Raw genomic sequence first — 26,885 nt, 5'->3', positions numbered from 1 at the left:
GAGATCTTTCTCATGAATCGAATCAATTCCCGCCTTCGCATTGATTCGCCGGTCGCGGCAGGGTTACCGTTCACGCGGGAAAACGCTTCCCTCCTCGCAGACGATGACGTCCGCTTCCCGGACGAGAGAAGGAATCGATGATGACTCCGCATCCCTCACGATCACGCTCGCTCGCCGCCGTCGGCATCGCGGGCGCACTCGTGCTCACGACCGCACTCCCCGCGACGGCGTCACCGGCGCCGCCGCAGCGGAGTGCCGCATCGCTCGACCGCGGTCTGGTCGCGGTCGCAACCGACGAAGGGGTCTTCCTCAGCTGGCGCCTCCTCGCCGCCGAGGCCGGCCCGGCGACGGCCACGGGCGTAAGTGGTCCCTCCTTCGCGGTGGAGCGTGACGGCGAGCGCATCGCCGTCGTCGATGACAGCACGAACTACGTCGATCCCGACGGCTCCGCCCAAGCGCGGTACACCGTCGCGCCCATCTGGCATGACGTGACGGGTGAGACCAGTGACGAGGTAGCCGCCTGGGCGGAGGGCTTCTACGACCTTCCGCTGCAGAAGCCCGAGGCCGGTGTCACGCCGACCGGCGAAGCCTTCGAATACACCGCGAACGATGCATCCGCTGCCGATGTCGACGGCGACGGCGCGCTGGAATTCGTCGTCAAGTGGGACCCGACCAACTCGAAGGACGTTTCGCAGAAGGGATTCACGGGCACCGTCTACCTCGATACCTACGAGATGGACGGGACGCTCCTCAACCGGCTCGACCTCGGGGTGAACATCCGCGCCGGGGCGCACTACACGCAGTTCATGGTCTACGACTACGACGGCGACGGGCGCGCCGAGACCATCCTCAAGACGGCACCGGGCACCTCGTGGCAGACGTACGGCAGCGATGGCGCGGTGACCGACGAGGGTCTTGTGACGATGCCGCAAGAGGATCTCGACGCGGGCTACTCCCCCGACGATGACTATCGGATGACGGCAGCGGAGTACCGCGAGCACCTGGTGGGCGTCTTCGAGGGCTGGTCGGAGCATCCCGAGGTCGTCTCCGGCACATGGCCTGCGACCCTCGAAGAGGCCTGGGGCATTCCCGTCGAACACGAGTATCCCCTCACGCGGGAGTCCGCCGAGGAGCTCGTCGACTACTTCATCGACGTCTACGCTCCTTCGCGGAGTGCTCGCAACGATCTCACGACCTTCGACGGGTTCATCGTCGACGGACCGGAGTACCTCACGGTGTTCGACGCGACGACCGGGCGCGAACTCGACACCGTGCGCTACGAACCGGGACGCGATGACGACGGTCTGCTGTGGGGCGATTACGCCATGAGCCGCATCGAGCCGGGCAACCGCGTCGACCGCTTCCTCGCCGGTGTCGCGCACCTCGATGACGATACGACCACGGCGAGCGCGATCTTCGCCCGCGGGTATTACACGCGTTCCGCGATCGCCGCCTACGACTGGGACGGGCAGAGCCTGACGCAGCGTTGGCTGGCGGACAGCGGACATGTCCCGATGTCGAACCCGTTCAACGACGGCCCTCACGGCCGCGACGGGTCGAACGAGGAGTACGCCACGTTGACGACGCAGGGCTTCCATTCCCTGAGCGCCTCCGATGTCGACGACGACGGACGGCAGGAGATCGTCTACGGCGCTGCGACACTCGACGATGACGGCAGTCTGCTGTACAGCTCCTTCGACGTGCTGCCCGAGGGCAGCGCGGATCCCGGTGCGAACGTGCGTCTCGGGCACGGCGACGCCATGCATGTCACGGACGTCGACCCGGAACGGCCCGGTCTGGAGATCTGGACCTCCCACGAGGGCGCGACCTACGCACCGTACGGTTCGGTTCTGAGGGACGCCGCGACCGGAGAGGTGCTCTTCGGCTCGTACTCCGGCCGCGACACGGGCCGGGCGATGATCGGCGATGTGCGAGCGGACGTGCCGGGCATCGAGGTGTGGGCGAGCATGCCGGGAGGGTCCGAAGGGTCGGGTCTGCTGAGCGCGACGGGCGAGACGATCGACACCGCCACCCCCGGCACGAACCAGTCGATCCGGTGGGCAGGCGACCTCACGACGCAGATCGTCAACGGGTCGATCGATCAGACGCCGACCATCGACGACGTCACCCGAGGGACCCTTCTGACGGCGGAGGGCACCCGGACGAACAACTACACCAAGGGGAACCCGTCCCTCGTGGCCGACGTGCTCGGCGACTGGCGGGAGGAGCTGATCGTTCGCACCACGGATTCGTCGGCGCTGCGGTTCTACGTGAGCACCGAAGTCACCGCGCACAAGCTGCCGACTCTGCTCGATGACACGCAGTACCGCGTGGAAGTGGCCCGTCAGAACACCTCCTACAACCAGCCCTCTTACCCGGGCTTCTACATGGCGAGCGACATGGACTTCACGCAGGTTCCGGTCGCCACCGAACCCGCCACGCCGAAGAAGCCCCGCTTCATCGACCTTCCGGGCTCGGTTCTCGACCTGGTGATCGTCCCCCGCGATCGCGACTTCGAGTACTACATCGACGGTGAGCCGACGCGCACCGGCGTGACCCGCGTCGACCGCGGTGCGGAGGTGACGGTCACCGCCGTGCCTGTCGCGGGGGTCTCGCTCGAGCTAGAAGCCACATCCACCTGGTCGAAGACGTTCACGACCCGCTGGCGGTAGCACCCCGATGGGACCGGAACGTCGATGGCGGGCCGGTCCCACCGGGTTATCGTGAGGTGTGAAGCCGTTCGTCCTCCTCGCGACCCGCGCCGAAGACGTGCCCGCCGACGAGGAGTATCGGCTCTTTCTCACCGCGACAGGCCTCGCCGAAAGCGACCTCATCCGGATTCGCCTCGAAGCCGCGCCGATGCCCCGGCTGGATCTCGATGATCTCTCCGGGGTCTTCGTCGGCGGCGGACCGTTCAACGCCTCCGACCCCGCTCATCTCACTTCCGCCGTGCAGAAGCGTGTCGAAGCGGAATTCGGCACGCTTCTCGACGAGGTCGTGGCGCGTGATTTCCCCTTCCTCGGCGCCTGCTACGGCGTCGGCACTCTGGGCGCGCACCAGGGTGCCGTCATCGATCGCACCTACGGCGAGGCGATCGGCGTCGCGGATGTCGCGCTGACGGATGCCGGAGCGGCCGACCCCCTGCTGGCGGGCGTGCCCCGGAGGTTCGGCGCGTTCGTCGGGCACAAGGAGGCGATTCGCGCACTCCCCGCGGGAGCGGTGCGACTCGCGTCGTCTCCGGCCTGCCCGGTGCAGATGTTCCGTGTCGGCGATCATGTCTATGCCACGCAGTTCCACCCCGAACTGGATCTCGAGGGCATCATCGTGCGGATCCACGCCTACGCCGGGTACGGATACTTCGCCGCCGACGAGCTGGGGGCCACCCTTGCTTCGGTCGAGCGCGCGCCGGTCGAGCACCCGCAGCGCATCCTCCGGAACTTCGTCGAGCGCTACGCGCGCTGAGAGGATCCACCCCCGACGACGCGGGCCACGTCCAGGCGCACGTCGGATTCCGGGAGCTCGAGTCCCAGATCGACGACGACGATCTCGCCGGTGAGCCGGGGACCCTCTGCCCTCCCGAGACCGATTTTCGGCGCCCCGAACGTGACCGTGAGCGCTGCCGGGAGCACAGCTTCGTCCGCTGTGCCGTCGTCCGGGTTCACGCCGCTCGGCACATCCACCGCGATGACGGGAGGGATCTCGGCGGCGAGCATCGCACCGACGATCGCACGTGCCGCCCCGCGGAGCGCTCCGCGGGCGCCGATCCCGAGGATTCCGTCGACGATCAGGTCGTATTCGGTGGCATCGAGCCCGTCCGATTCGATCCGTCGCACCCCTGCCGACATCGCGGCCGCAAGTGCGGACACGTGCGCATCGCCCGAGGTGAGGAGCGCATCGACGTCCATGCCCGACTCGGCGAGGCGCTCCGCGGCGTACAAGGCATCGCCGCCGTTGTCCCCGCGGCCGGCGAGCACCAGGACGCGCGGATGCGGTCGGTCACCGAGCACGTCGGCGATCTCTGTCGCCAGCGCCGCCGATGCGCGGAGCATCAGCGGCTCGCCGGCGTCGAGAAGCGGCCTCTCGGCGGCACGGACCTGCTCGGCGGTGTACGCGGAGACGGTGACGGTCATGCGTTCTCCTCCCGTTCGGCGCGTTCGGCTTCGCGGGCGGCTTCGAGCTCACCCACGGCCGTCTGCACGGACCTCTCGGCACGCTGCACCCGGCGCTGGGCGAAGGTCGAGGCCCCGTACTTCGCGCGCACGCGGTCGCGATCCTCCTCGACTCCCGTGACGATGTAGGCGCTCGCGATGAGGATCACCTGCGCAGAGAGGTTGATCCACAGCAGCAGCGCGATGAGCGAGGCGAAAGACGCGAGCAGCGGGTTCGACGAGGCACCGCCCACGAAGAGTCCCGACAGCTGTTGGAGCACCGTCAGCCCGACCGCCCCCAGGAGTGCACCGCTCCACAATGCCCGGCCGGAAGGCTTCACACCCGACAGCAGGAAGAACGCGGCCGCCACCACGAGGGCGTCTAGTGCGAACACGGCGACGATCGTCACGAGTCGCGTCAGCAGAACCTCCAGCGGCCCCTCATCCGGCCGGCCGAGCCAATCGGTGACGATGCCGACGCCTGCCGTACCCAGGATCGTGGCGGCGGCCGAGGCGACGAGTCCCGCCCCGATGCCGATGGCAAGCCCCAGGTTGCGCAACAGCACCCAGACGAACATGAGGTCGTCGGTGGTGCGATCGGCGATGCTGCGGATCGCCAAGCGCAGCGAGCCGATCGCCCCGATCGCCGCGCCGACGAGACCGACGGTCGCGATCGCTCCGGTGATGCTGAGGCCCGCCGGCGCCTGGATGGCGTCGGCGTCGATGAGGCCCTCGCCATCGGTTCCGATGAGGCCGGGAATGGCTTGATTCACCGCACCCACGAGCGCCTGGTAGGCGTCGGGGTTGCCGGACAGCCAGAGGGCGGCGAAGGAGAAGCCGAGCAGGACGCCGGCGAAGACGCTGAAGAGCGTGCGATACGTGATGCTGTCGGCCAGCTGCGGGCCCCGCCGCTCCGAGTAGAGCAGGAGCGCTCGCACGAGTTTGAGGGTGAGCATCCACCGGATGGCACGCGCGACGAAGGCCTTCATGTCGCCAGGCTACCGACCGCCGACGGCCGCCTCCGCGGCCTTGACGTGTCGGCGGATCACCCGATAGTCATCGCTGCGGCCGTCAGGGCGATCGCCGCCCACGCGCCGCCCAGCAGCCATGGGCCGAAGGCGATCCTGACGCCGAATCCGCGGCGGCGCATCAGGACCAGCACGAGGGCGAACAGCCCCGCTCCGGCGAACGCGAACATCGATCCCAGCACCACGGTGTCCCAGCCGAGCCATCCGAGATGCAGCCCGATGAGACCCGCGAGCTTGACGTCTCCGCCGCCGATGGCGCGCGGGTCGACGATCCGCACCACGAACAGCGCGCCGAAGAGCACGGCGCCGGCGCCGAGGGATCGCATGGCTACGCCGCCGTCATGAGCCGCGATCGCCGCGACACCCAGGCTCGACACGGCGATGACGTAGCCCGCACCGACGATGCGGTTGGGCAGCCGATGCGTGCGCAGGTCGATGACGGCCAGCACGACGCTCACGACGGCGAAGGCGACGAACGCGATGGCGACGGCGCCGAACGCAAACGCTGTGGCGAGCTCGACGTCCATGACGACACAGCCTAGAGTCGGCGCTCTCCCACCATCCACGAGCCGTCGTCACCTGTGGACAACCGGGCGATGCTCACCACTGCGGATGGATGCTCGCCCGCAGGTGCCGGTCGTAGACGCCTCGCACGGCGGTGTCGAACTGATCGACATCGAACCCGCCGTCGATGAGCTCAGCCGCATCGGCGTTCCGCGAAGCCTGCGTCACACTGCGCGCACCGGGAATCACCGTCGTCACACCGGGGCGGGTCGCCGCCCACGCCAGGCAGGCGGCTGCCAGCGGCACCGACTTGGGCAGGGTGGCCGACAGTTCGCGCGCGGCCTCGACTCCGACGGTGAAGTCCACGCCCGAGAAGGTCTCCCCCCTGTCGAACGCTTCGCCGTTGCGGTTGTAGGTGCGATGGTCGTTGGGGGCGAAGGTCGTACCCGCGGTGTACTTCCCCGACAGCAGGCCGGATGCGAGCGGAACGCGCGCGAAGACAGCGACCCCCGCACGTTCGGCCGCGGGCAGCACTTCGTCGAGAGGCTTCAGGCGGAACGGATTCAGGATGATCTGGATGTTGGTGACCCGCGGATGCGAGATGGCGGCGAGCGCCTGTGCGCACGTCTCGACGGAGACGCCGTACGAGGCCATCCGCCCCTCGGCGACGAGCGCATCGAGCGCCTGATAGGTCGCGTCGTCTTCGATCACCTCCGTGGGCGGGCAGTGCAGCTGCACGAGGTCGAGCGTGTCGGTGCGAAGGTTCTCGCGCGAACGGTCCACCCAGGAGCGGAACGCTTCCGGCGTGTAGTTCTCCGGCTCCTGTCCGACGCGGCGTCCCATTTTCGTCGCGACCGTGACCTTGCGCTCGTGCCTCTCAGCCAGGAACTCGCCGATCAGGCTCTCGCTGCGCCCGTCTCCATACACGTCGGCGGTGTCGAAGAGGTTGACTCCCCGGTCGACCGAAGCGGCCAGCACCGCGCGGGCATCGTCTTCCGAGACGTCGCCCCAATCGGCGCCGAGCTGCCAGGTGCCGAGTCCGATGGCTGATACGTGACGGCCGGTCCGGCCGAGGCTGCGCTGCTCCATGCATCGATCCTACGGATGAGCACCTCCCGACCACGAGCCTTGACAGGTGCCGCACCCCGCCCGGAGGTTCAGCCCGTGATGACCACCGGCGTTCCGAGCGGCAGCGAGGCGAGCGCCTCGGTGGCGTCGGCGTCCATGCGGAGGCACCCGTTGGAGACCGCCCCCGACCGTGCGTCGTGGTAGTGGAAAGCCGTGATCGCGACATCGGCACCCCCGAAACCGTCGAGGGTGGGGCTCTGCACCGACAGGTACACCAGGGGGTTGCCCCGCGTGTAGGCGAAGCTCGGCTCGGTGCGCACGGTCATGACGAACGCGCGCCCGAGCGGCGTGGGTGTGGCCTCGACGCCGGACCCGAAGTCGGTGGCGATCCGCTCTCGGTCCTCTCCGCGCACGATATCGACGGTGCGGTCGGCCAGGGAAACCTCGACGACCGCGTCCTGGGCGCTCAGCTCCACATCCTGGGTGCGCAGCCACCCGGTGAGCTGGGCCGGATCGCCGTTCGACGGGAACGCCTGGCGACCGACGAGCATGACCTTGACCCACGCGTCGTACTGTTCGATGACGGGAACGATGGTGCCGTCGTAGACGTAGTCCCGCGGAAGAGTCGCAACGGGTGAGGAGCCCGGCTCGGCGAACACGGGCGCCGCGGCATCGGTCGCGCGCGCGGCCACGCCCGTGACGTCACCGTAGGGATCGTCGTCGACCGGAAGCTCGGGGATGACGGCGAACACCGTCACCTCGGGAAGGCCGGTGAGGTCGTAGTCCGTCGTGTCCGCGGCGGGCCCCGTGGGTGTCGGGGTCGCGGTGGGCGAAGGTGCGGGAGTGCTCGTGGGAGTCAGGGTCGGCGTCGGGGTCGCTGCAGCCGGCTCCGACTCACCGGGTTGCAGCACCCACGCGACGATGAGCGCGGTGACCGCGATGACGGCGGCGACGGCGAGCGCCATCCACCCCGCGTTCTTCCGGGTGAGCACGCGCGCCGAGGTCATGACTCCATCGTCGGTGCCCGCCGGCGCCATCGCAAGCGACGCACGGAACCGTCGCCCCTCGGCGAGGACGCATGCTCGTCCTGCCCGACCTCAGCGCGCGAGGCGCACGTCGTAGCGCTGCAGGACGACGCCCTGCCCGTACGTGCGCGCCTCGATCAGATCGAGGTCGACGCGTGGATCGCCGTCGAAGAGGCCTCTTCCCCGGCCGAGCACCGTGGGATGGGTGAACAGCATCACCTCATCGAGAAGGCCGGCATGCAGCAGCGCCGTCGCGATCGTCGCGCCCCCGACGCCGATGTCTCCGTCGGACTCGGCACGGAGCGCGGTGAGCTCCGCGATCGCGTCGCCACCGGTGCCCACGATGCGCGTTCGGTGAGGGGCGCTTGCGCGGGTGCGAGAGACCAGGACCTTCGGCATCGTTGTCCAGATGCGGCCGTACTCGCGGATCACGGGCGATTGAGACGCGTCCTCGGCCGCGGCCGGCCAGAACGACTCCATGAGCTCGTAGACGCGGCGACCCTGCACCATGGCGGTGAAAGCGCGGGCACGGGTGTTGAACTCCTCGTGCAGGATGTCGTCGATGCGCATCCAGTCCCCGCCGCCGTCCTCACCCTCGGCCTCCTCGATGCGCAGATCGAGGGAGACGTTCATCCAGTAGACGAATCGCGCCGTCATGTCTGCTCCCGCCCGGCGTCAGCGCGACGCCTGCTGCAGCTCACGGTAAGCCTTCTCGACGGCATCGGCCAGGCCCGCGATGTCGGAAACCGCGGTGGGATCGGTGCAGAATCCGATGCCGAGGGAATCGCCGTGGGAGATCGCGGCGATCCGCAGGGCATGGTGCATTCCCGGTTCCGAGGCCGAGACGAGCTGCGCGACGCGCCGGCCCGTCACGGACAATTCGCTTCGCGGCCCGGGCACGTTGGAGATGGCGACGCTGAATTCCCGCGCGCTGGATTCGACGCGCTCGAGCATCGCCGATACGGAGGGCAGCCCGCCGAGCGGGTGGAGCTGACCGATCGCGTGCATGAGGTCGTACATCAGCTCGGCATCGTCGGCCTGCTTCGCCGCGCGCGTCTGAGCGCTGATGCGGTCGAGCCGGATGAGCGGGTCGGATGCGCGGAGTACGAGATCGACGTTCATGAACGAGTCGCGGTTCCCCACGGTCGGGCCGTCGTCTCGGTGGTGGAGACTCACCGGGATCTGCGCGCGCAGGTGCGGGGCCGACGCACCGAGCCATGAGCGCAGGCCACCGGAGACGATGGCCATCAGGACGTCGTTGACGGTGGTGCGACGCGGGCGGGATGCGCCGATCGCCTTGAGTGCGCCGAGCGGCACGGTCGTGAATGCCAACTCTCGATGTGCGGTGAGGGGGCGGTCGAACGGCGAGCGCGACCCCGGCCGGCCCAGCTCGCGTCCGATCGCCGCCGGAAGCCGCTGCCACAGCCCGCGGCGCGTTCGGGAAGCGGGCGCAGGGCGCATCCCGACGGAGGAGGCCGCATGTTCGCCCGGGTCGGCGACGGCATCCTGCAGGAACCGCATGCCCGCGATCCCGTCGACCATGGCGTGGTGCAGGCGAGCGGCGAGCGCTTCGCGACCGTCGTCGAGCGGCCCGATCACGTCGATCGACCACAGCGGGTGGCGGTGGTCGAGGGGCTCGGCCATCAGATCCCCGACCGTGCACCGCAGGTCTTCGACCGATGCGACGGGCTCAGGGTACCGACGGATGTGACGAGCGATGTCGAAGTCTTCCGCCGGCACCCAGCGCGGCCGGTCTCCTCCGGTGTCCACCCGCTCGCGCGCCCGCGGATGGGCATCCAGGCGCTCCGTGACGCGATGTCGGAGTCCGTCGAGGTCGAGGGTCGCGCCCGGCTCGAGAATCAGAAGCTTCAGCGTGTGGCCGGCCACGGCCGCCGACTCGAGAGCGAGGATGCGCGCATCATCCTCGGACAGGAATTCCGGCTCCGCCGTCACCTTCGCTCCCGTCGCTCGCGGGCCTTCGTCAACCGCATCTCATCGGGCTGCCGGATGACGCGCTCGCGACGATCTCATCCTCCGAGACGTGTGCTGCCTCGGCGATAGACGTGAGGTGCTCGCAGACGTCGCCGCTCGCGGAGTCGATCAGGGCACGAATCGTGCGCGCGTCGGCGTCGTGGCCGTGAGCGTCGTCCAACGTCTCGGAATAGTCGATGAGTCCGTCGAGCCGGGAGAGCACCGCGGCTCTGGCGGCGAGGTCGCCCGGCGGGGTTCCCCACAGATTCTCGATGAGGATGCCCGGCCGAGGCTCGCCCTCGGCGCCGTCGCCCGGCGACGTCACGCGGACACCGAGCGTGTACAGCGTGACGCCGGCAGGGACGTCGAATTCGGTGGCACGCTGCACGGCCTGTTCGAGCACCTGCTCGTCGCGCGTCGCATCGAGCTCGACCTCGAGATCGCCCGAACCGAGGAACGGCAGGTTGTTGCTCACGAATCCGCCGGTGTCGGTGACGCCGTCTGTGTCGGCCATGAACTGGGCGAAGTCATCCTCTGTCGCGGATCCGGCGTTCGCCCTCGAGCAGCCGCTCAGCGCCGCCACGCACGCCGTCACGAGCACGACCCCGACAAGACCCCTCATCAGCCGCATGAGGCCATCTTCGCAGAGCGCGCCGAATCACCTCGGAATCCGCTCGCGGGAATGCAGAAGGCCCGAAACACCGGCCAAATCGGAGAGTGGCTACACCCTACTCAGCGCCCTGACGCCACGCTCGGACGATCTCCGCTCCGACCTCGACGTCGTGCTCGTGCGAGTTGGCGGCGTAGAGCACGGGCTCTTTGCCGCCCACGAGCGAGAGTTGAAGAGTGTGCTCGACCTCGCTCTTCATGAGCGTGCTCAGAACGAGGTTCGGCCACCACTTCAGCGTCACCGCGTTGACCGACACGATTGCGTCACGCGGGTATCGGCGAGTGACGAAGTAGCCCCTCGCGACCAGGTGCGTAGGGGTGATCTCCACCCCGTGCATCACCCCCCTCAGAATCATCCAGACGAGCGCTACTGAGCTCACCGTGAGGACGATCGCGAAAGGTAGCCCAATCAACAGGCTCGCCGGAATCTCGGGGTCCCAACCCAAAGCGACCGGGATCGGAAACGGAGTCATCGCTGCGAGTAGCCCGCAGACGGGAGCTGCGATGACCATCCAGACCCGAAAGCGGCGCCCGAGCGGCCAAACCAGTGCGGCGGATTCGTTCACACCGTCGCGCCGAGCAAGCACAGATCGCGACGGCGTGAGCAGTGCAGCAATCACGCACCCCCAGACCGCGAGCACGACGGCTGCGATCGGAATGTCGATGCCGAACGGGTAATCGGTGTCCTCGACGCCCCAGACGAGAATCGATCGAATGATGAGAAGCCCGCCCGCTGCCATGCCGACGAGCATGATGATCGGCGAGAGGTGGAATAACCTCCAGTACAGCGTCGGCGGCATCGGGCTGTCGCTTCGACGCGATCGCACCCGTTTCGTCACCCGTCGAGCATATTTGCTTCCGCGCAGCGCGTCGGACAACTCGATGCCGTGATCGCGGCGAATCCCGCCCTCGGTGTGCGGCTGCCCGTCATCGACGCGCACGAGTTCGAGCCGTGGACGCCCGAGCAGGTGGGGGCGTTCCTCGACCGGGCCGCGCAGCACCGTCTCGGCGCCCTGTTCGAGATCGCCGTGCTCACCGGGCCGCGGCGGGCCGAACTGCTCGCGCTGTAATGGGGCGACGTCGACCTCACGCGACGCGAGCTGACCGTGCGCACGACGCGCGTGCAGATGCGCAGCGAAGTCCGTCGAGAACTCACCGAAGACGACCGCAGGGCGCCGGGTCGTGCACCTCGACGACGCCGCGGTCGGTGCGTTCGTCGCCTGGCAGGTCGCACAGGAAGCCGACCGGGTGAACTGCGGCACGCAGAGGAAGGGCGGCGGGCACCTGTTCACGTACGAGAACGGGAAGCCGCTGCGCCCCCAGTTCGTGACGCGCCTGTTCGAGACGATGCGCAGCGACGTCGGGCTGCCCGAGATGACGCTGCACGGGCTCCGGCACATGCACGCGTCGCTGCTGCTCGCGAGCGGCACCGACATCGCGCTCGTGTCGAAGCGTCTCGGTCACTCGTCGATCTCGATCACGATCACGATCGACATCTACACGCACCTGATCGGCGACGCCGGTCGACGTGCAGAGGAGAGCGCTGCGGCGCTCATTCCGCGAGCAAGTGCACAACAGGTGCACAACGAGCCTTCCGGAGCGGGCATGACAAAAGCCCCGGAACCTCGCATTTCTGCGTGATTCCGGGGCTCTTTCCGGTCGGGATGACAGGATTTGAACCTGCGACCCCTTGACCCCCAGGCGCCAGGATGATGGCACTTAGCCAGCTTGACCAGGGTTTTCTGTTTCAGGAGGGCGCTCTGCGCGTCACGTTTTGCAGGGTTTGCAGGCTGTTGGTCACCTGATTGGTCCACTTCCACTGACCACAGTAATCACACCCAGTTTCGCCGCTTTGGCATCGCAAAAGTTGCCATGGCGACTGTCTGGATAGCTGGGGATTTCCGTAGAGCTGCCCTCACAGATCGCTAGACCTCGACGGGCCTTGCTTCGTCAACGTCGAATGCCTCGTCGATCGCTGGGATGGGCGCCGCGCTCGGCGCAAGCCAATCGCTGTCTGGGCGGGCCACCAGCCGCGCATTTGTATATGCCATGTCAAGCGTCAGCACGGTATGACCTCGGTATGCACGATCGCCGACGGCGGAAACGACAAGTGCGAGGTCGGCCGTGCCGTCACCGGTGAGATCGAGTGGCATGAGGAACTGGGCGCCCGCCTCCCCAAGCTTCGGGTACCACTGTGGAATGACGAGCTTGTGGTTGCGCCGCACGCGCCTAAGCGTCAAGTTGATGGCCGAATCGAGCGCCTGCCGAGCGCGAAGCGGCTGCTTGACCATCTCCGGGGGAAACCGGTCGATGTTGTCGCCGAGAATGTGGTCATAGGCGAGTTTGAGTTCTCGCCTCCAGTCGTAAACCAACTCGGATGCGGAAGTAACGTACTCGGCCATCTGAGGTGGCTCATCGAAGTTGCGCAAGAGGTCACGGTTGGACTCTGCCACCCAGCCGACAAAGAACCAATGCTGCGCGTTCTCATGCTGATTCCGCTGATACAGGCCAAAGATCTCCTCGGCGTGCGGCGTCAAGAGTCCTGTGTTTGAGGCCGCGTACTCACCGTCTGCGGTGACGGCGATCTTGTCCTCCATCACAAGTCGACGGTGGGTGTAACGGAGGAAGCTGTCGAGGATCGGTAGCGGCCTCACCGTGGGGTTTGAGCCAGTCCACTCTTCAGGTTCGGCAAGAGAGGCGAGCGCTGAAAGAGTCTCCTCCCATGCGCGACGGCCCAACTCTGCTGGCTCAACCGAACCTGGAGCGTTCTTCGGCCCCCGGTACGGGAAGAAGGCGAACGTACGCAGGGCCTCAGCATGACCCTCTGTGACGGGTCCGATCTCGGGCGATTGGCGCCGGGCAACATCGGCAGGCGTCGGCACGTGGATCATGCTATGAACCATAGCGAGAGGCCACCGGACGTAAAACCGAGCGTCAGTTTCGGTTCAGTCCGTGGCGGATCGAGTCAAGGCCTTCCTTGAAGTGACTCTCCGCCGCGTTGATGTCCCGAGTGGGCGTGGCCGGGTCGAAGACTCGCAGTAGCGAGAAACGGAAGTGCGAGGGATCGAGGTCCTTGAGCTCGACGTTGCCGCCGTGTCCATTGGTGGCGTAAGCGTGCCAACGCTGCCGGATGCTCTCCTCCCCATCGGCCTTACCGACGTAGTGCCGGCCATCTCTTGTGTCGGTAATGAGGTAGATCCCGAACACCGACGAGAGCGCAGTGCGCCACGAGGCGTAGCGGTGCTCGCGCATGACGGCCTGCAGTTGGACGTGGCTGAGGACGAGCCGGTCGAAGCCGGGGAACGGGACCGGCTCGGCGTCCGCGATTCCGACCACCGGGTAGCTCGCTGCCGTCGTGGCGTTCATCCGCCACGTGCGGGGAGACCGCCATCCCACAACCAGTCGGCGACGCAGATCCGCCATGTGCTCGGACTCAACGAGGTCGAAGGTACGCAGAATCCCGTTGTTCGCCACTTCACCGCGGTTCTCCACCACTGACCACAGACGGGCTTGGTCACCACCTTCGCGGATGAAGACCACCCAGAGCGGCGGCGGCGTGGCCGGAAACTTCCGGACATCGGTGGACTGGTTTCGCGTGTACTCAAGGATCTCCGCGTGCGTGGAGTCCACATGCAGCCCAACCAGTCCACTATCCTCGTGCTCCCGCACGTAGGCATGTCGGATGACGAGAGCGCGGGCCGGGTCGATGTCCGCGTCAATGAGCAGCGGGCCGAGAGTCAGCGGCATGGCGGGTCTCCTTCTTAGTGCGTCTCTCAGGCTATCGACGAGTCGCCGACTACCGCCGACCGCGTCCTGGCCCGAGAGCGCCGCGTGTAGTCTGATGAAGATGTTCAGTCAGCGGCGATTTCGCGGCTCATTTGGGGCAAACCGAGTTCCTGCATGAGGCGAACGCAGGCGGCGGGGTTCTCCAGACTGCGTATCAGGGCGCGTCGCCGTCAGTGTTTGCAGACTGTTGGTCACCTCATAGGTCTGCTTCATGTTCCTACGCCGAGCCACTGGGATCTGACCACTTACCAGCGAGCGATTCGAAGAACGCGTCAGCAGTTTCGGTCACGAGATGATCCTGGATGCTCGGGTTATCACCGTCTCTCCAGTAGGCAACTCGCTTCTCAGTGAAGTCCGAGACGGTCTCGACCAGATACGGCGAAACCCAACACTCCTCAACACCGGCTGCGAAGTCGCTTGACTGTAGGAACGGCAGAAGATCCAAGTCCCGCATGCTCGCGCCGACATATACCCACGTGAACTTATTCTCGCGCGTGCCAATTAGATGGCTCAAGGCCGCCCGCTTGTTGTCGGACAGACCAACCAGAGTGACGTTGTCCGTGACAACGCAGGTTTCAAAGTCATCGAGGCTGCCGTGGACTTTGAGAATCGGTACCGCGCTTTCCTCGCCAGCGAGGTACTTCGTCAAGTAGACCTCTGCCTCGCCGAAGTCTTCGTCGGATGCGAAGACCTTGCGGTCGTTGCTAGAGCCGCTCTCTGCCAGCCTGTCCAAGTTGACCGTAACAACGACCAACTTCCTAACCGCTGCGAGCATCTGATGCAACGAACGCACCGATGGCCCAGGGCTGGCCAGTACCTCAGATTCACGTTCGAGCAATTCCTTCAGAGTTGGCATATCAGCGAACAAACGTTTTTCGACTCGAAGAACTCTCTCAAACGTCAGGAGGCGCGCAAAGTCACCATCGTTCTGAGTCGCTTCCGGTCCTTGTAGTCGCTCGCGCTCGGCCTCTCTGAACTCTCGCGCCAACGCCTCGCTTGTGAGATGACGGTCGGCGTCTCGGTCACCGAGTATGCGGCGGATCGACTGATCGCGGAGCGCGTTTCCCATCGGGAGGCCCGAAGATTGAGAGAAGCCGGCGCCGAGAAAGAGCACCAGCGGGCCTCTCCCTACCGCCGCAAGTTGGGAAGTGCGCTGTTCCAATGCTTGCCTCGGATTTCGCACAATCAGTCGCCCGTCAGCTAATGCATAGTCGAATCCGCGACCGAACTGACAGTGTGTCCCTACATCGATCCCCGGTGCTCCCTCCACCAAGACGACGAGGGTTCTGAGGGTAGCTGGCCGGAGTTCACGCAACTGGTCGACTACCAGGGACCACGCGCCGCGCTTCCTACGAACATCCATACCTTGTTCGCGGTAGTAGATCACGGCAAGCTCGTGCTGAAACGCGTCGGGCCTCAATAGCAGTCGTGCAAGCTTGAGAACCCTCGTTTCGGCATCGCTTGCCGAATCGATAGAGGGAATCTCAGTGAAAGTGACATCCACGCTACCCGCACCCTGGACTATTTTGAGAGTTCGTCTCGTTGGACCCGAATCGACAGTCAAGGCCGTCTCGAGAGCGGCCACCAGGGCAGGATCTAGGGAAACATCTGAGATTGGCTTAGAGAGATCTTCATCCTCGGCGTTGCCAAGCCACCCGCCGGCGGCTTCACACAGTGCTTCGAGGCCGGCGAGAACCGGTGCAGCATCGTCCACTACGACGGGAATGACCAACAGGTCATGACCAGAGTTTCGGTCATGCCGTTCGGCAACGCGCCGAAGAAGGGCGAACAGAGGTTCAACCGGAGGATTCATCTCACCCCTAGGCAGGCTGTCCGGTGAGCTGGTCACCGTAGGCGACAAGGATCCTTCCACGAATGGCAGCCGTATTTGTCGAGTTTTCGTGAAGCTCTCCGTAGCCTGCGAGCACCGAACGGTTCTGACGGAAGACATCCACTAGCTCATCTATGGCGAGGGCAAGTTCGCTTACTGTGGGCCTCCTGCGATGACCACGGGCGAGATCCTTGGCAATGAGTTCAATTGCCCGCTCTACTCCTTCCGGCTCGATATATATGAGACCAGGCCCCGAATCCTTGGGCGAATTGGCGACGAACCCAGAACCAAACCGACGCGCGATCTCACCCATTGGCCAGCCACTTATGAGTTTGGCGCCGCCGCTCTTGATCTTGCTGTTTGGCGCAATAGCACGCGTAAACGCCGCGACTGGCTTGAAGAACGCCTGATCAACCGCATCCCGCCGAGCGAGGTCACGAGAGTCCTGTCGACTAATCGCGTTGGTCCGGCCGACATTGTTGTTGATCAGGAGAGCGATCAGCGCGCCTGCGGCTTGAACTTGCAACGGTTTGTCGACGCCCTCCAACAGTCGAACCACTCCGTTAACGCGGTGGCGTGACCACGACACATACCGGTCGAGCAAGACAGCGGTGGACTCCAGCACGCTCTCTTCCAGAAGGACTGCGTCGCCAGTGTTGCGTGCGAGAGAATTCTGCAGCGCATGCATGCCTGCTACGCCCTCCGGCGTCAGTAGGAGCTTCTTATCAGGAAGACGTAGCAACCATCGACCTGGTACAGCGCCAGCGTTGATCTCAACGCGTTCCAGGGAAGTCAACTCTCTCCGCAGTCTCTGTCCCTGGGCAACTGGATCGAAGTAGACGGAACAACGGTCCAGGTCCTCCTCTATTCCTTCACTCGGACCGTAGAGATGCTCAAATAGCTGCTTCGCGGCTCGCAGAGCCTGATTGGCAGATCGCCGCGTAGTTACGGGCGGAAGTCCGAGATAGATGGATGACCGCTGCGAGTCCGCATCATCAAGATCCTCGGTCACAGCAGATCCTCGATGACCAGTCCGGCTGACTCCAGCGCGGCGGCTCGTCTAAGGAGATCCTTTCGCTCGTCGCCAAGCGCATTCGCAGCAGCTTCTGCGTAGTCGGTCCTGACCGGAAGAACAAGGAGAGTCCGATCGCCCGGACTTGCACTCGCGCGGGCCTTAAGCAGGGTGATTAACTCGTCTCGTCGATCCGCACTCATGAATGCACCGAACTCATCAAGACAGATCAGCCTGTTCTCGGCTTCCGAGTCTTCCTGGTCAAGTTGGACGAGTCGGGCTCGCGCGTACGCGAAGGCCTGCTGGCCGCTACTAAAGGCGTCCAGCGGCTTCTCCCTTGGTTCGCCGCCTTCTGTCCAGCTCACCGATGCCTTCAAAATGCTCACCTCTACGTCTTCAGCCTCGGGCGAGAGGAGTTGCGTGCGAATCGCTTCTTGAGAGAAGTAGTGGCGAAAGTGCGCTTCAAACCAGGCTCTGATTTCCCCGACATACATCGAGGAAACGGAATCTCTGCCCCTCATTTGTTCAGCAATCGACGTCAGCGCTCGCTCGACAGCAAGCAGCTGGTTGGGGAAGTCCTCCAACCTTGTCCGGGCAGCATCAGCACGACTAGAAACTTCAGTCAACCTTGCAAGGGCGGTTTCCGAGTCATCATTCGTAGTGGGCGCGATGTTCGGCAATCCTTCGCGAACCCAAGAGAACTCATCGGAGCCACCGATGTGGTCGCGCGCGACCAGAAGTGCCTGCTGATGCTGATCATGCTTGTGTGTCGCCTCTAGCAAGGACCTCTCGCTCTCAGCCAACCGCCCGCCGACATGCTTTGAATCGGTGCGGACCTTGTCCCACGCGGAGTCGAGATCCTCAACATCGTCTATTCCGCAGGCCTCCAACTGGTTAGCGAGATTCGCCCGAAGAACCACAGCATCCGATCCACCACCCAACAGTCCCCGCTGCTTAACGATCCGTGCTCGCTCTCCCACTAGATCCAACACACGTTCATCGAGTGCGTCTCGGTGACCATGAAGTGACTCAAGCTGCTCGGCCGCGCCAAGGTTCTGCGACTTCGCCAGCTCGGTGACAGTTTCAGTGTGCGTGTTCACAAGACGCCGAAACTTCTCAACCGCCTCGATGAGATTGGGGAGCTTCTGAAGATCAGACAGCCGTCTTGCCGCAAAGTTCACACGCTGCCGCAACGGCTCAAGCTCATCCTTCTCAGGGACCTCATGCAGTTGTAGCTGACGCTCTGCAAGCGCTTGCTTCAGCCCCGAGACCGAAGGGTCCATGGCATAGCCGTCAACCAACACCTGCTCTTGCCCAAGTTCGTCCGCCTCAGCTGCGGCCAGCGGGCCAGTAAGCGAAGAAACGAGATTCAAAAGGCTCGGGATAGTGTCGGCTTTCGCTTGCTCGGCGACCACAGCGTCAAGGGTTGCCTGTGCCTCCCTAATCGCTTCCTCGATCGCGTCTGACGCAGGGTCGACTTTGAGAGCGGCCGCGGCGTCCGAGAGCTGCACGAGTGCCGCGCTCAACTTGCTGCGGTTCCGTTCCAACAGCTTTTCTGCGTTGGCGAGGTCCTTGTATTGTTCTTCACCAAGCGCGGCGGCTACAGCCAGCTTCTCAAGCTCGGAGTTGACGCCCTCTCGCTCGGTCTGCGCGGCCTCTAGGTCGGCTCTGACCGCTTCCAAGCGTTGATCGATCTCGGGCCCCACCGAAAGAAGTTGATCAAGGTCCGCCTTGAGTTCCATTGCTCGTTCGATGTCACGGTAGCGCTGCTCTACGTCGCGCATTGCTTGATCAGCCCGGTTCTTCGCGGCCTGAGCAAGATCGACGGCTCGTTGATCCTCGGCAAGAGTTGCTGTATCAACCTCGGAGGAAACGCTGGTGAGTTCCCGCAGAACGCTCACCGACTCATCTAGTAAACGAAACTCTGGCGCCTCAATCCGATTTCGGAGCCTCTCAACCCAACTCTTATTCGTGTCGATCTCTTCAACGAGAGTATCAACGACCCCGATGTCGCCAGAGAGTCTATGGACTCGGAGAACTTGGCGAACATCGGAAAGCGTCGCGTCGCGCCCATCTATCCGTATCGAGTTAAACCATTCAGTTGTGATTGGGAAACTGAGGAGCTCCCAGGATCGCGTGTCAAATTCCCAGGTAATGTTCGATGCTGTTCCGATTAGTTCATCGACTTGTATCTGCACTTGGCCAAGATTGCTACGCAAGCTGTTCCAGGACCGGTCCTGCTCGCTGTACGGGAGAGTCCCTGTGCAGATCAGCAGCAACCGGATCGCCGAGCTCTTCCCGATGCCGTTGTAACCTTCGAGTAAACTCACCTGGGAAACGTTCATTGACCGAACGACCCTGATAGGCCCAGCGTCGTCTACGTTGATTCGTATCCTCATTTCTCAACCCTCGTATCCTGACCGGGGGCAGTGGAACGCGGGTCGTTCATAAGCTCGAGAACAACCTGCGTCGGGGTTAGGTCTTCTCCGAGCAATAGTTTGGCGACGGTCACATCTGGCCCCTGCGCCGCCGAAAGTAGCTGGAGTACTCGTTCGGTCTCGTGTGACATCGTTCCTCAATCCTTAGCTGTGCACTTCAGCGTCGGCCAGAATGCCGATCTCTTCGATACGCGACCGCGCGATGCCTGCAAATTTCTCTGATAACTCGAAACCGATCGCACGTCGATGTTCGCTAAGTGCAGCGACGAGCGTCGTTCCAGTTCCGCAGAACGGATCGAGCACCACTCCCCCGGGAGGACTACTGGATCGAACCCGGGGCAGCACGAGTTCCATGGGGAACGTTGCAGAGTGTGCCGAATCCCCTCTATCTGGGCTGGCGGTCACGACATCGAGAGCGCCAGGCTCAACGCCATCCAGGTCGTAGTAGTAAGCCGGACGACCAACTTTGCTCCTCGACACGAAATGGAAAAAGTGTTCGTGGCTTAGACGGAGCCGATCGCGTTCGGGACGTGGCGCGACATGGGGCTTGCTCCAAACGAGATCGTTTCGAAGAATCCAGCCGTCCTCTTGCATGGCCAGCGCGAATCGCGCCGGCACCATCAATAGCTGTTTATCGTGAAGCACTCCGCCACTTGGGGTGCGCCGACGGCTACGCTCGCCCTTTCCAAGGCCTTGTCGCCCTTCGTCTCGGATCGAAGACCAACGTCCAAAATATGTGTCGCCCAAGTTGACCCAAAGGTTTGCATCGGGCTTCATTGCGTTCTTGATTCGCCGAAATATTTCAACGAGATGTGCCACGAACCAATCGGGGTACGGTTCTAGACCAAGTACGCCTCCATTGTCTCGGTACCACTCGTAAGGCGGGGCGCTCTTCGGATTATTTCCTGTAGCAGTCCATGCATCTAGAACGCCTTCGTTGTGATCAAGTCCGTAGGTGCGGAGTCCCCAGTACGGGGGCGAGGTCAAGACAAGATCAATGCTGGCTGACTCGATGTGGGCGCTGAGGTCCCAAGCATCACCCACGCGTAAGTCCCAGCCGACCGAAGGAGCGGCGGTTGGCGACGATGGGGTCCATGCGTCGTTGGTCAAAGTCATGAGTCACATCCTAGTTGAAGTGCGGCCGCAGTTCGATAGGTCCTCGACTCGACCCGCAGGCATCGCACGGATGCCACGCTGATCCGCTGCCTTCCGAATCCGGGTGCGGATGAGCAGGACCAGCGTGATCGGACCATTGAGGGTCAGCTTGATCGAGTTCCACGCGCACAGCAGCACCACGAGGTTGAGCCAGCCGGGGCCGCCGGCTTCGATGGTCGTGACGCACCAGTAGGCGGCGAGCAGATACGGGATCGCGAGGAGCATCGCGGGGACACCCCAGCGCAGGCCGCGGCGGGTGCGAGTGGCGGCGAGGAGGAGGTTGGTGGGCGCGTAGCTGAGGATGTCGCGGGTGCGGACGCTGGCCGCCCAGATGAGCCGGAACATGGGCATAGTCCTTCCAGGGGTTCGGCGACAAGAACCTGAAAGGACCGCCCGTAGCGTGCGGGGTGGTCATACCGTCGCGGGGAGCGACAGCGCCAATATAGAGGCCGCTTCGTCCTCCACTGTAGAACGGTGGCCTGACATCAGGAAGGGCACCGGGCTCACAGCGCGCGGCGGACCGGCTCTCGTTCCGGCCTACGTTGCGACTCCTCCCCCGCTCCCTGCGCGAGGCTGCGTGCCCGATCGAGCGCGGCCTTGGCGCGGGCGGCGTCGATCTTCTGCTCGTCGTCCTCGGCCGGGGCACCGAGCGGGGTGTGATCGGTGATGTCGTAGCGATCGCGGTAGGCGGCGACGGTGCGGGCCAGGCGCCGCCAGGTCGCCGCCGTCTTGGCATCCTTCGGCGGCGCGCCGAGCGCCCGCGTCCAGGACTGCTTCTCGGTGAGCGAGGCGTTGAGGAGTGCGGTGGCGCGGGTTTCGATGAGGTCGCGGCGTTCGGTGAGCGCTTGCCGGAACTCGCTGCTCATGGTGCCGGTGGCCTCGGGGATGAGGCCGGCGATCAGGCGCGGTGCCTTCCGTGCCCGCCCGGAGCCGGCGGGTCGCGTGGTGGCTCGGGCGACGCGGTAGTGGAGGACGGCGGCGATGTCGTCGGCGTCGGTGAAGCCGCGTGCTCGCACCAGGCGCGGCAGCAACGTCTCGATGTCGTGGTGGTTGGCCTCGGCGCGGCGGAGCTCGGCGGTCAGCGCCCCGAACGCCGGGGAGGTGATCGCGTCCTCGGCCTCATCCTTGGTGAGACCGGCTGCGCGGACGAGGAGCGCCCACCTGTCGCGCTGCGCTGCGGCCGCGATCGTTTCGTACTCGGCGGCGAGCTGGCCGATGTTCGCCCAGGCGTCCTGTTCGGCGGTGATGGTCTCGTGGGCGGAGAGCTCGGCGCCGACGTGTGCGAGCACCCCGTACAGCACCGACCTCGCGGTGGCTTCGGTGTTGTCGCCGGGGTGCGGGCCGTCGTGGGAGTCGTCGGGCTTGTCGATTGCCACGTAGGCGCGGTTCGTCTCCCGGCCTCGGGTGAGCGCGACGTACAGGTTCTCCCTGGTCATGGTCGCGTCGACCAGGACGTGCGAGGTCTGGACGGTGATGCCTTGTGCCCGGTAGGAGGTGACGGCGTAGCCCAGGTCAAGATGCTCGGCCCCGTAGTCGGCCGGAAGCACGACCGAGGCGCCCCACTTGCGGCCCGCGCGGCGGAGGGTGAGGGAGCCGTCGCCCTGGACCTCGGTGACCGTCCACCTGTCGCCGTTGCGCACCCAGCCCCGACCGGCACGCAGCCGGCGGTCGTTGTGCCGGGTGATGACGGTATCCCCGACCGCGACATGGGTGCCGTCGTGCAGCTCGACTTCGCGGCGGGCGTCCACGGCGCCGTCGAGGATCAGGTCCGTGCGGGCGCGCCGGTTGAGCGCCTGGACGGACTCGTTCGAGTCGGAGACCAGCACCGTCGCCCGCCCGGACTGCCGGTCGGCCCGCCACGTGGCGTAGGCGGCATTGACCATCGTCTCCGTCTCGCCGCCCTGGATGCGGTCATGGTCCAGGTAGGTGTCGATGACCTCGACGCGGCCGTGGCGCAGGCCGAGCGAGGCGGTCTTCTCCCACTCGTTCTCGAAGCGGTGTACGTCGACCAGCTCGGGGGCGTCGTCGCGGTCGTGGACGAGGAGGGAGAACGCGCCGCCGGCATCGACAGACTGGAGCTGAGCGTAGTCACCGACCAGCAGCACCTTCGCACCGGCCTCGGCGGCGAGGTGGGTGATGCGGTCCAGGGACAGGGTGCCGGCGAGGGAGGCTTCGTCCACGATGACGAGCTGGCCCTTGCGGAACGTGTCGCCGTGGACGAGGTGGTTCTGCCACCACTTCGCCGTGTTCTCGGTCTGGATGCCCAGGTCATCGGCAAGGACCTGCGCCGCGACCGCGGACGGCGCCAGCCCGACCACGCTGTCGGCGCCGTGCTCGTGCTCCCACGCCCGCCGCAACGCCGACATGGCCGTAGTCTTCCCCGCCCCAGCCGGCCCCACCAAAACATCGACGATGCGCCCGGAGACCGCGATCTTCGCCAGCGCGGCGGTCTGGTCATTCCCGAGGGTGTGCCCCTTCCGATCCGGGCGCACCGCGATCCGCTCGACCACCGCGAGGGGCACGGTCGGCCCGGTGGTGGTGCGGGCGCGGTCAAGGAGGCGGTCTTCGGCCGCCAGCAGGACTTCGGATGAGAACACGGTGGAGTGCTTCGGCCGGAACACCGATGTGCCGTCCGGTCGCCGGAACACCACCGGGCTCGACGCGAGTTCCGGTGGGGTCAGCCGGAGAGACGCGGCCTCGGCGGCATCCACGACCAGACCGACGACCGCCTCCCGATCCGTAGTTGAAACGAAGCGGTAGCCCATCGTCTGCCGGGCCGCCTCAGCCGTGAGGTTCCACCGGCGCCAGGTGGATCGCTTCTCGCCCACGACATCCACGACCGACTGCCCGAGGGACGCGATCACGTCCAACGGAATGTCGTCGGCGCGCAGCAGCAACGGCGTCTCGTTCGCCGCCACGCCCCGCGCCCACGAGGTCGCATCGGTGCCGAGTAGGCGGCCGGCGCGAACCCGCCACTCGGCCGTGAGGTCGGCGAGGGATCGCACCTGCTTGTCCGGTCTCGTGGTGAGGGTGGCTTGGGCGCGGAGCTTGATGATCGTCGCCGTCGACGGCTGACGACCATGCCGAGCCACGTACTCCGCGATGAGGCGGTTCTTCTCCGCGTCGATGTGTCGGGAGCGGGACGAGAACTCGGCCACCAGCTCCTCCGGCACCGCCGTCACCGCCCAGGCAGGGTTGCGATCACGCCCCATGTCGCGGGCCTCCCACTCCACACCGAAAGCGCGCGTGAGATGGTCGGCGAACACCGCCTCGTGCAGCTCCGAAAGTGCGACGGTCGCGGCGTGCATCGGGCGTCCATCGAGGGAGCGCCATTTGCCGTCGAGGATGGTCTGCACCTTGTTCGAGATGACGACGTGGGTGTGCAAATGTGGGTCGCCTGCGCGGGAGTCGTAGTGGTCGAACGCCGCAGCGATGAGACCGTGGACATCGACTTGTGCGACGGCTTCGTTGCGGGCGGTTGCGCCGGTGCGGGTAGCTGCAACCTCCCGTTCCATGAACGCAACCACCTCCGCAACCGCCGCATGATGCGCATCCGCGATCAACGCCTGGGTCCCCGCGTCCGCAACCGCCCACAACACGCTCGCGGACTTCGGGATGCTGAACGTGAAGTCATATCCGGCGACGGCGCGCCGCGTCCCGCGCACCGCTTCCTCGGCCTCGATCTGCGCGACCGCCTCCGCGCGGCTGGCCGGCCCAAGCGTCGGATCGAGGGCGGCGGTGCGCTCTGCGACGCGCTCGGCCACGGTCTTGTACGCGGGATAGGCAAGGCCGAGGGGGTCGCCGGTGACCGGGTTCCGGCCCATCCCGACCAGGAGCTGGAGCTGGGACTCAGAGACCTGATCGCCGTCCACGATGAGCCCGCTCAATGCGGCGACGCCCGCGCCGAGCCAACGCCCCGGCGGGTTGCCCTCCTCCGCGTAGTAGCGGGTCAAAGGCGTCGATAGCGACCTGTCGCCGTCCCCGGCGGCGACAGTGCGCAGGAGGTACTTGTACCCATCACCGGCGGACATCACCCGCATCGACACTGTCACGCCAGGTAGGTGTTGTACGCGGCCCGGCGAACAAGAGATGAGAAACTTGCCGAATGAAACTAGACGAACTGCTGCAGGTGATGGATCGCGCTGCAGCGAATCTCGTCAAGCTTCAGGCGATCTGGGATCGCGCGCAGCCGATGATCCCGTCGAGCCCACAACGCGGCACCAGTCGGGAGTACGAGGACCTTCGCCGGGCATGGACGCCTTTGCTCGCCGGTCTTCCTCCTATCGACGGGTTCGCCGTCACCGAAGAACTTCCTGACATTGACGAGGTCGGGCAATCGTTTATTGACTACTTCGAGATCGGCGAGCCTGCCTTCGCGCTTATGACTGAGCTGGAGCAGCCTGGCCACCAACTCGATGAGTACCGGTTCAGGCTCGCCCAAGCACGCCGGCGAGCAATCCACGATCGCCTGGACGATCTCACCTCCACTATCAATGTGACACTTGGCCAGATCACCGATTCCGTTACGCGCGACTCATCAGACCGCGTGAGTGACTCAAGAACAGCGGTGGTCGAGGAGTCGATCAGCGAGATCGAGCGTCTACTCGGCGACACCATCGATCGAAAAGGACGATGGGGTGATCTTCACCGACATCTCCGATTCGGTCAGGGACACGACTGGCACGACATCGCCGAGATGGATTGGCCGTCCGTTCGAACGGACATCGAGGCTGCAAGCCTCTCCGAATCTGACCCATTGCCGGTACCAGCGATTGACCTCGGCGTCGCGGCTTCCGCAAGACCCTCGGGTGGCGCAAGCATCGGCATCACGTGGACAGTCCTGGATGACGACAAGTTCGAACGCCTGCTGTTCGATCTGTTGCGCGGCTTCCCCAGCTATCAGAATGTGGAGTGGCTGATGAAGACGCGAGCGCCTGATCGAGGGCGCGATCTTTCCGCCGAGCGCGTCATAAGGGACGACGGCGGAACGACGCGGACAGAGCGGGTCATTCTTCAAGCGAAGCACTGGACATCGAAGTCGGTTGCTCCTGCTGACATCACGAACACACTGGCCGCGCTGCCACTGTGGGAGCCGCCGGTCATCCGAACGCTAGTTATCGCCACGAGCGGGCGATTCACCACCGATGCTGTGGCGATCGTGGAGAAGCACAACGCCGAAGGGAAACTCCCGCTCATCGAGCTCTGGCCAGACAGCCGACTAGAGACGCAATTGTCGCAACGACCAGACCTGATCGCGAGCTATGGCCTTCGCTCGTAAGCAGTCGTCGAGATCTCCTCACTCTGTCAGGGCCAACTTGCTCGGCGGGGATCCGCTGGGCTCTCGACTCCCTCACCGCGGTGCAAAGTGACGAGGAAAGTGATGACGGCGCCCGCGGTGCGAACGACCATCACAGTTTCGGCGTGCGCAATCTCAGGTTCCGCGTATCGACCGTGCCTGCCACCCGGGAGCTGATTCGAGTAGGCATACAGCTTGTCGATCGCTTGCCGTAGCGGCGCATGGTAGCCGGGGCTATCTGGAAACAGGTTGCGTGCAACGTCAGAGAGAGTTGCCTTCGGACTTGACGCAACGATCTTCGCAACCGCTTCGAGTGCATTGATTGCGTCCGCGACGGCGCCCTCCAGGTTCGCCGGCTTGCCGCGCAGGTTGCGCAGCGCGTTGAGGTACTGCTTGCGGACAGGCTCGAACTCGTCCGTCAACGATGCAAGGGCATCGTCCTCGTCGTGTCGAGTTTCGAACTCGTCAGCCGCTGGCTCGTAGAACTCGAATCGCCCGCTTCTCATCTCATAAGCGATCCCACTTCGAGAGAGAGCGCGGTTCGCGGCCCGCTCGATGTCTGAACGAGCTTGCCCCCTCGCGTTCGAGAACTCCGCTTCCAGAGCCTCGTACACATCGATCCAGCTCATCTGATCGAGGATCGCCCTTGCGGACTCGTCCGCGTACGAATCACTCCAGATGTTCGCGTCAGGAAGCTGTTGGGTGTGATCGCAGAGGGCCCGGTAGGCAGCGAGTGAACTCTTCCCGCCGCCACTGACGACATTCCAGAGCACAAGACGAACAGCATCGCTGTCGCACTCCACCAACGTTCGCGAGGGCTCAGCGCGTGCGTACCCAAATCGATCTGCGAACGACATCGCTCTCCTCCCCGTACTGACAACATCTGCTCGCCCATTCTTTCGGAGTCTTCTTCGGATCACACCCGACCTTGACCTGCAAGACGCGTGGTGCCGC

22 protein-coding genes and 1 pseudogene are annotated in these 26,885 nt (G+C 65.0%); 5 read left to right on the top strand and 18 right to left on the bottom strand.

Annotated features, from left to right (window positions below; translation table 11 throughout):
* Positions 1–140: 140 nt before the first annotated feature.
* Together B3S45_RS02750 and B3S45_RS02745 are read left to right on the top strand one after the other, a co-directional pair.
* Positions 141–2,672: a rhamnogalacturonan lyase gene (locus tag B3S45_RS02750; protein ID WP_286717252.1), complete on the top strand. Its 2,532-nt coding sequence runs from the start codon at positions 141–143 to the stop codon at positions 2,670–2,672.
* A gap of 58 nt (positions 2,673–2,730) precedes the next feature.
* Positions 2,731–3,462, top strand: a complete 732-nt coding sequence (locus B3S45_RS02745) for a glutamine amidotransferase (protein WP_194383310.1) — start codon at positions 2,731–2,733, stop codon at positions 3,460–3,462.
* Here the strand turns inward: B3S45_RS02745 and B3S45_RS02740 are convergent.
* The 9 genes from B3S45_RS02740 to B3S45_RS02700 all read right to left on the bottom strand — a co-directional run bounded on the left by B3S45_RS02740 (position 3,450) and on the right by B3S45_RS02700 (position 11,213).
* Positions 3,450–4,130 carry an NAD(P)H-hydrate epimerase gene (locus B3S45_RS02740; protein WP_286717249.1) on the bottom strand — a complete coding sequence of 227 codons (681 nt, stop codon included), beginning with the start codon at positions 4,128–4,130 and terminating at the stop codon, positions 3,450–3,452. The two genes, B3S45_RS02745 and B3S45_RS02740, sit on opposite strands and share 13 nt — an antisense overlap.
* Positions 4,127–5,137, bottom strand: a complete 1,011-nt coding sequence (locus B3S45_RS02735; protein ID WP_286717247.1) for a YihY/virulence factor BrkB family protein — start codon at positions 5,135–5,137, stop codon at positions 4,127–4,129. The genes B3S45_RS02740 and B3S45_RS02735 overlap by 4 nt, the downstream gene beginning before the upstream one ends.
* Before the next feature lie 56 nt (positions 5,138–5,193).
* On the bottom strand, positions 5,194–5,703 hold the full coding sequence (locus B3S45_RS02730) for a prepilin peptidase (protein WP_286717245.1): 510 nt from the start codon (positions 5,701–5,703) through the stop codon (positions 5,194–5,196).
* 73 nt (positions 5,704–5,776) lie between these two features.
* The gene (locus B3S45_RS02725) at positions 5,777–6,769 is read right to left on the bottom strand and encodes an aldo/keto reductase (protein ID WP_286717243.1); all 993 of its coding nucleotides are present in this window, start codon (positions 6,767–6,769) and stop codon (positions 5,777–5,779) included.
* Positions 6,770–6,837: 68 nt separating this feature from the next.
* A complete protein-coding gene (locus tag B3S45_RS02720; RefSeq protein ID WP_286717241.1) occupies positions 6,838–7,755 on the bottom strand; it encodes a L,D-transpeptidase in 918 nt (305 codons plus the stop codon).
* 90 nt (positions 7,756–7,845) lie between these two features.
* Positions 7,846–8,430 (bottom strand): dihydrofolate reductase family protein, encoded by a 585-nt coding sequence (locus B3S45_RS02715; RefSeq protein ID WP_194383316.1) that lies wholly within the window; start codon positions 8,428–8,430, stop codon positions 7,846–7,848.
* A gap of 18 nt (positions 8,431–8,448) precedes the next feature.
* A complete protein-coding gene (locus B3S45_RS02710; protein ID WP_286717238.1) occupies positions 8,449–9,726 on the bottom strand; it encodes a wax ester/triacylglycerol synthase domain-containing protein in 1,278 nt (425 codons plus the stop codon).
* 28 nt (positions 9,727–9,754) lie between these two features.
* Complete coding sequence (locus B3S45_RS02705; RefSeq protein ID WP_286717236.1) at positions 9,755–10,375, bottom strand: hypothetical protein; 621 nt, start codon at positions 10,373–10,375, stop codon at positions 9,755–9,757.
* 97 nt (positions 10,376–10,472) lie between these two features.
* Positions 10,473–11,213, bottom strand: coding sequence for a hypothetical protein (locus tag B3S45_RS02700; RefSeq protein WP_286717234.1), 741 nt, complete (start codon positions 11,211–11,213; stop codon positions 10,473–10,475).
* 87 nt (positions 11,214–11,300) lie between these two features.
* Between B3S45_RS02700 and B3S45_RS02695 the strand changes: the two genes are divergently transcribed.
* Both B3S45_RS02695 and B3S45_RS02690 read left to right on the top strand, forming a co-directional pair.
* The gene (locus tag B3S45_RS02695) at positions 11,301–11,483 is read left to right on the top strand and encodes a hypothetical protein (RefSeq protein WP_286717232.1); all 183 of its coding nucleotides are present in this window, start codon (positions 11,301–11,303) and stop codon (positions 11,481–11,483) included.
* A gap of 109 nt (positions 11,484–11,592) precedes the next feature.
* A pseudogene (locus B3S45_RS02690) lies at positions 11,593–12,054 on the top strand (tyrosine-type recombinase/integrase); the annotation flags it as partial.
* Between the two features lie 284 nt (positions 12,055–12,338).
* Here B3S45_RS02690 and B3S45_RS02685 read toward each other — a convergent pair.
* The 8 genes from B3S45_RS02685 to mobF form a co-directional block, all read right to left on the bottom strand.
* Positions 12,339–13,304 (bottom strand): DUF3825 domain-containing protein, encoded by a 966-nt coding sequence (locus tag B3S45_RS02685; protein ID WP_286717230.1) that lies wholly within the window; start codon positions 13,302–13,304, stop codon positions 12,339–12,341.
* A gap of 43 nt (positions 13,305–13,347) precedes the next feature.
* Positions 13,348–14,160, bottom strand: a complete 813-nt coding sequence (locus tag B3S45_RS02680; RefSeq protein ID WP_286717229.1) for a GIY-YIG nuclease family protein — start codon at positions 14,158–14,160, stop codon at positions 13,348–13,350.
* 256 nt (positions 14,161–14,416) lie between these two features.
* On the bottom strand, positions 14,417–16,048 hold the full coding sequence (locus tag B3S45_RS02675; RefSeq protein WP_286717227.1) for an SIR2 family protein: 1,632 nt from the start codon (positions 16,046–16,048) through the stop codon (positions 14,417–14,419).
* Positions 16,020–17,042, bottom strand: a complete 1,023-nt coding sequence (locus B3S45_RS02670; protein ID WP_286717226.1) for a hypothetical protein — start codon at positions 17,040–17,042, stop codon at positions 16,020–16,022. Before B3S45_RS02670 ends, B3S45_RS02675 begins: the two co-directional genes overlap by 29 nt.
* Entirely contained in the window at positions 17,039–19,387 is a 2,349-nt protein-coding gene (locus B3S45_RS02665; protein WP_286717225.1) for a hypothetical protein, read from the bottom strand. Before B3S45_RS02665 ends, B3S45_RS02670 begins: the two co-directional genes overlap by 4 nt.
* A 237-nt stretch (positions 19,388–19,624) precedes the next feature.
* The gene (locus tag B3S45_RS02660) at positions 19,625–20,596 is read right to left on the bottom strand and encodes a DNA-methyltransferase (protein ID WP_286717223.1); all 972 of its coding nucleotides are present in this window, start codon (positions 20,594–20,596) and stop codon (positions 19,625–19,627) included.
* A gap of 3 nt (positions 20,597–20,599) precedes the next feature.
* Positions 20,600–20,980, bottom strand: coding sequence for a sulfate permease (locus B3S45_RS02655; protein WP_286717222.1), 381 nt, complete (start codon positions 20,978–20,980; stop codon positions 20,600–20,602).
* Positions 20,981–21,138: 158 nt separating this feature from the next.
* Positions 21,139–24,675, bottom strand: coding sequence for a MobF family relaxase (mobF, locus tag B3S45_RS02650; RefSeq protein WP_286717341.1), 3,537 nt, complete (start codon positions 24,673–24,675; stop codon positions 21,139–21,141).
* A 65-nt stretch (positions 24,676–24,740) separates the two neighbouring features.
* On the opposite strand from mobF, the gene B3S45_RS02645 reads away from it, so the two are divergent.
* Positions 24,741–25,913, top strand: coding sequence for a restriction endonuclease (locus tag B3S45_RS02645; RefSeq protein WP_286717221.1), 1,173 nt, complete (start codon positions 24,741–24,743; stop codon positions 25,911–25,913).
* Between the two features lie 26 nt (positions 25,914–25,939).
* On the opposite strand, the gene B3S45_RS02640 is transcribed toward B3S45_RS02645, so the two are convergent.
* Complete coding sequence (locus B3S45_RS02640; protein WP_286717219.1) at positions 25,940–26,788, bottom strand: hypothetical protein; 849 nt, start codon at positions 26,786–26,788, stop codon at positions 25,940–25,942.
* Positions 26,789–26,885: the final 97 nt, after the last annotated feature.

It is taken from the genome of Microbacterium sp. UBA1612, assembly GCF_002321605.1.
Taxonomy (GTDB): domain Bacteria; phylum Actinomycetota; class Actinomycetes; order Actinomycetales; family Microbacteriaceae; genus Microbacterium; species Microbacterium luteum.
This window is presented reverse-complemented; position numbering and strand designations above follow the sequence as displayed.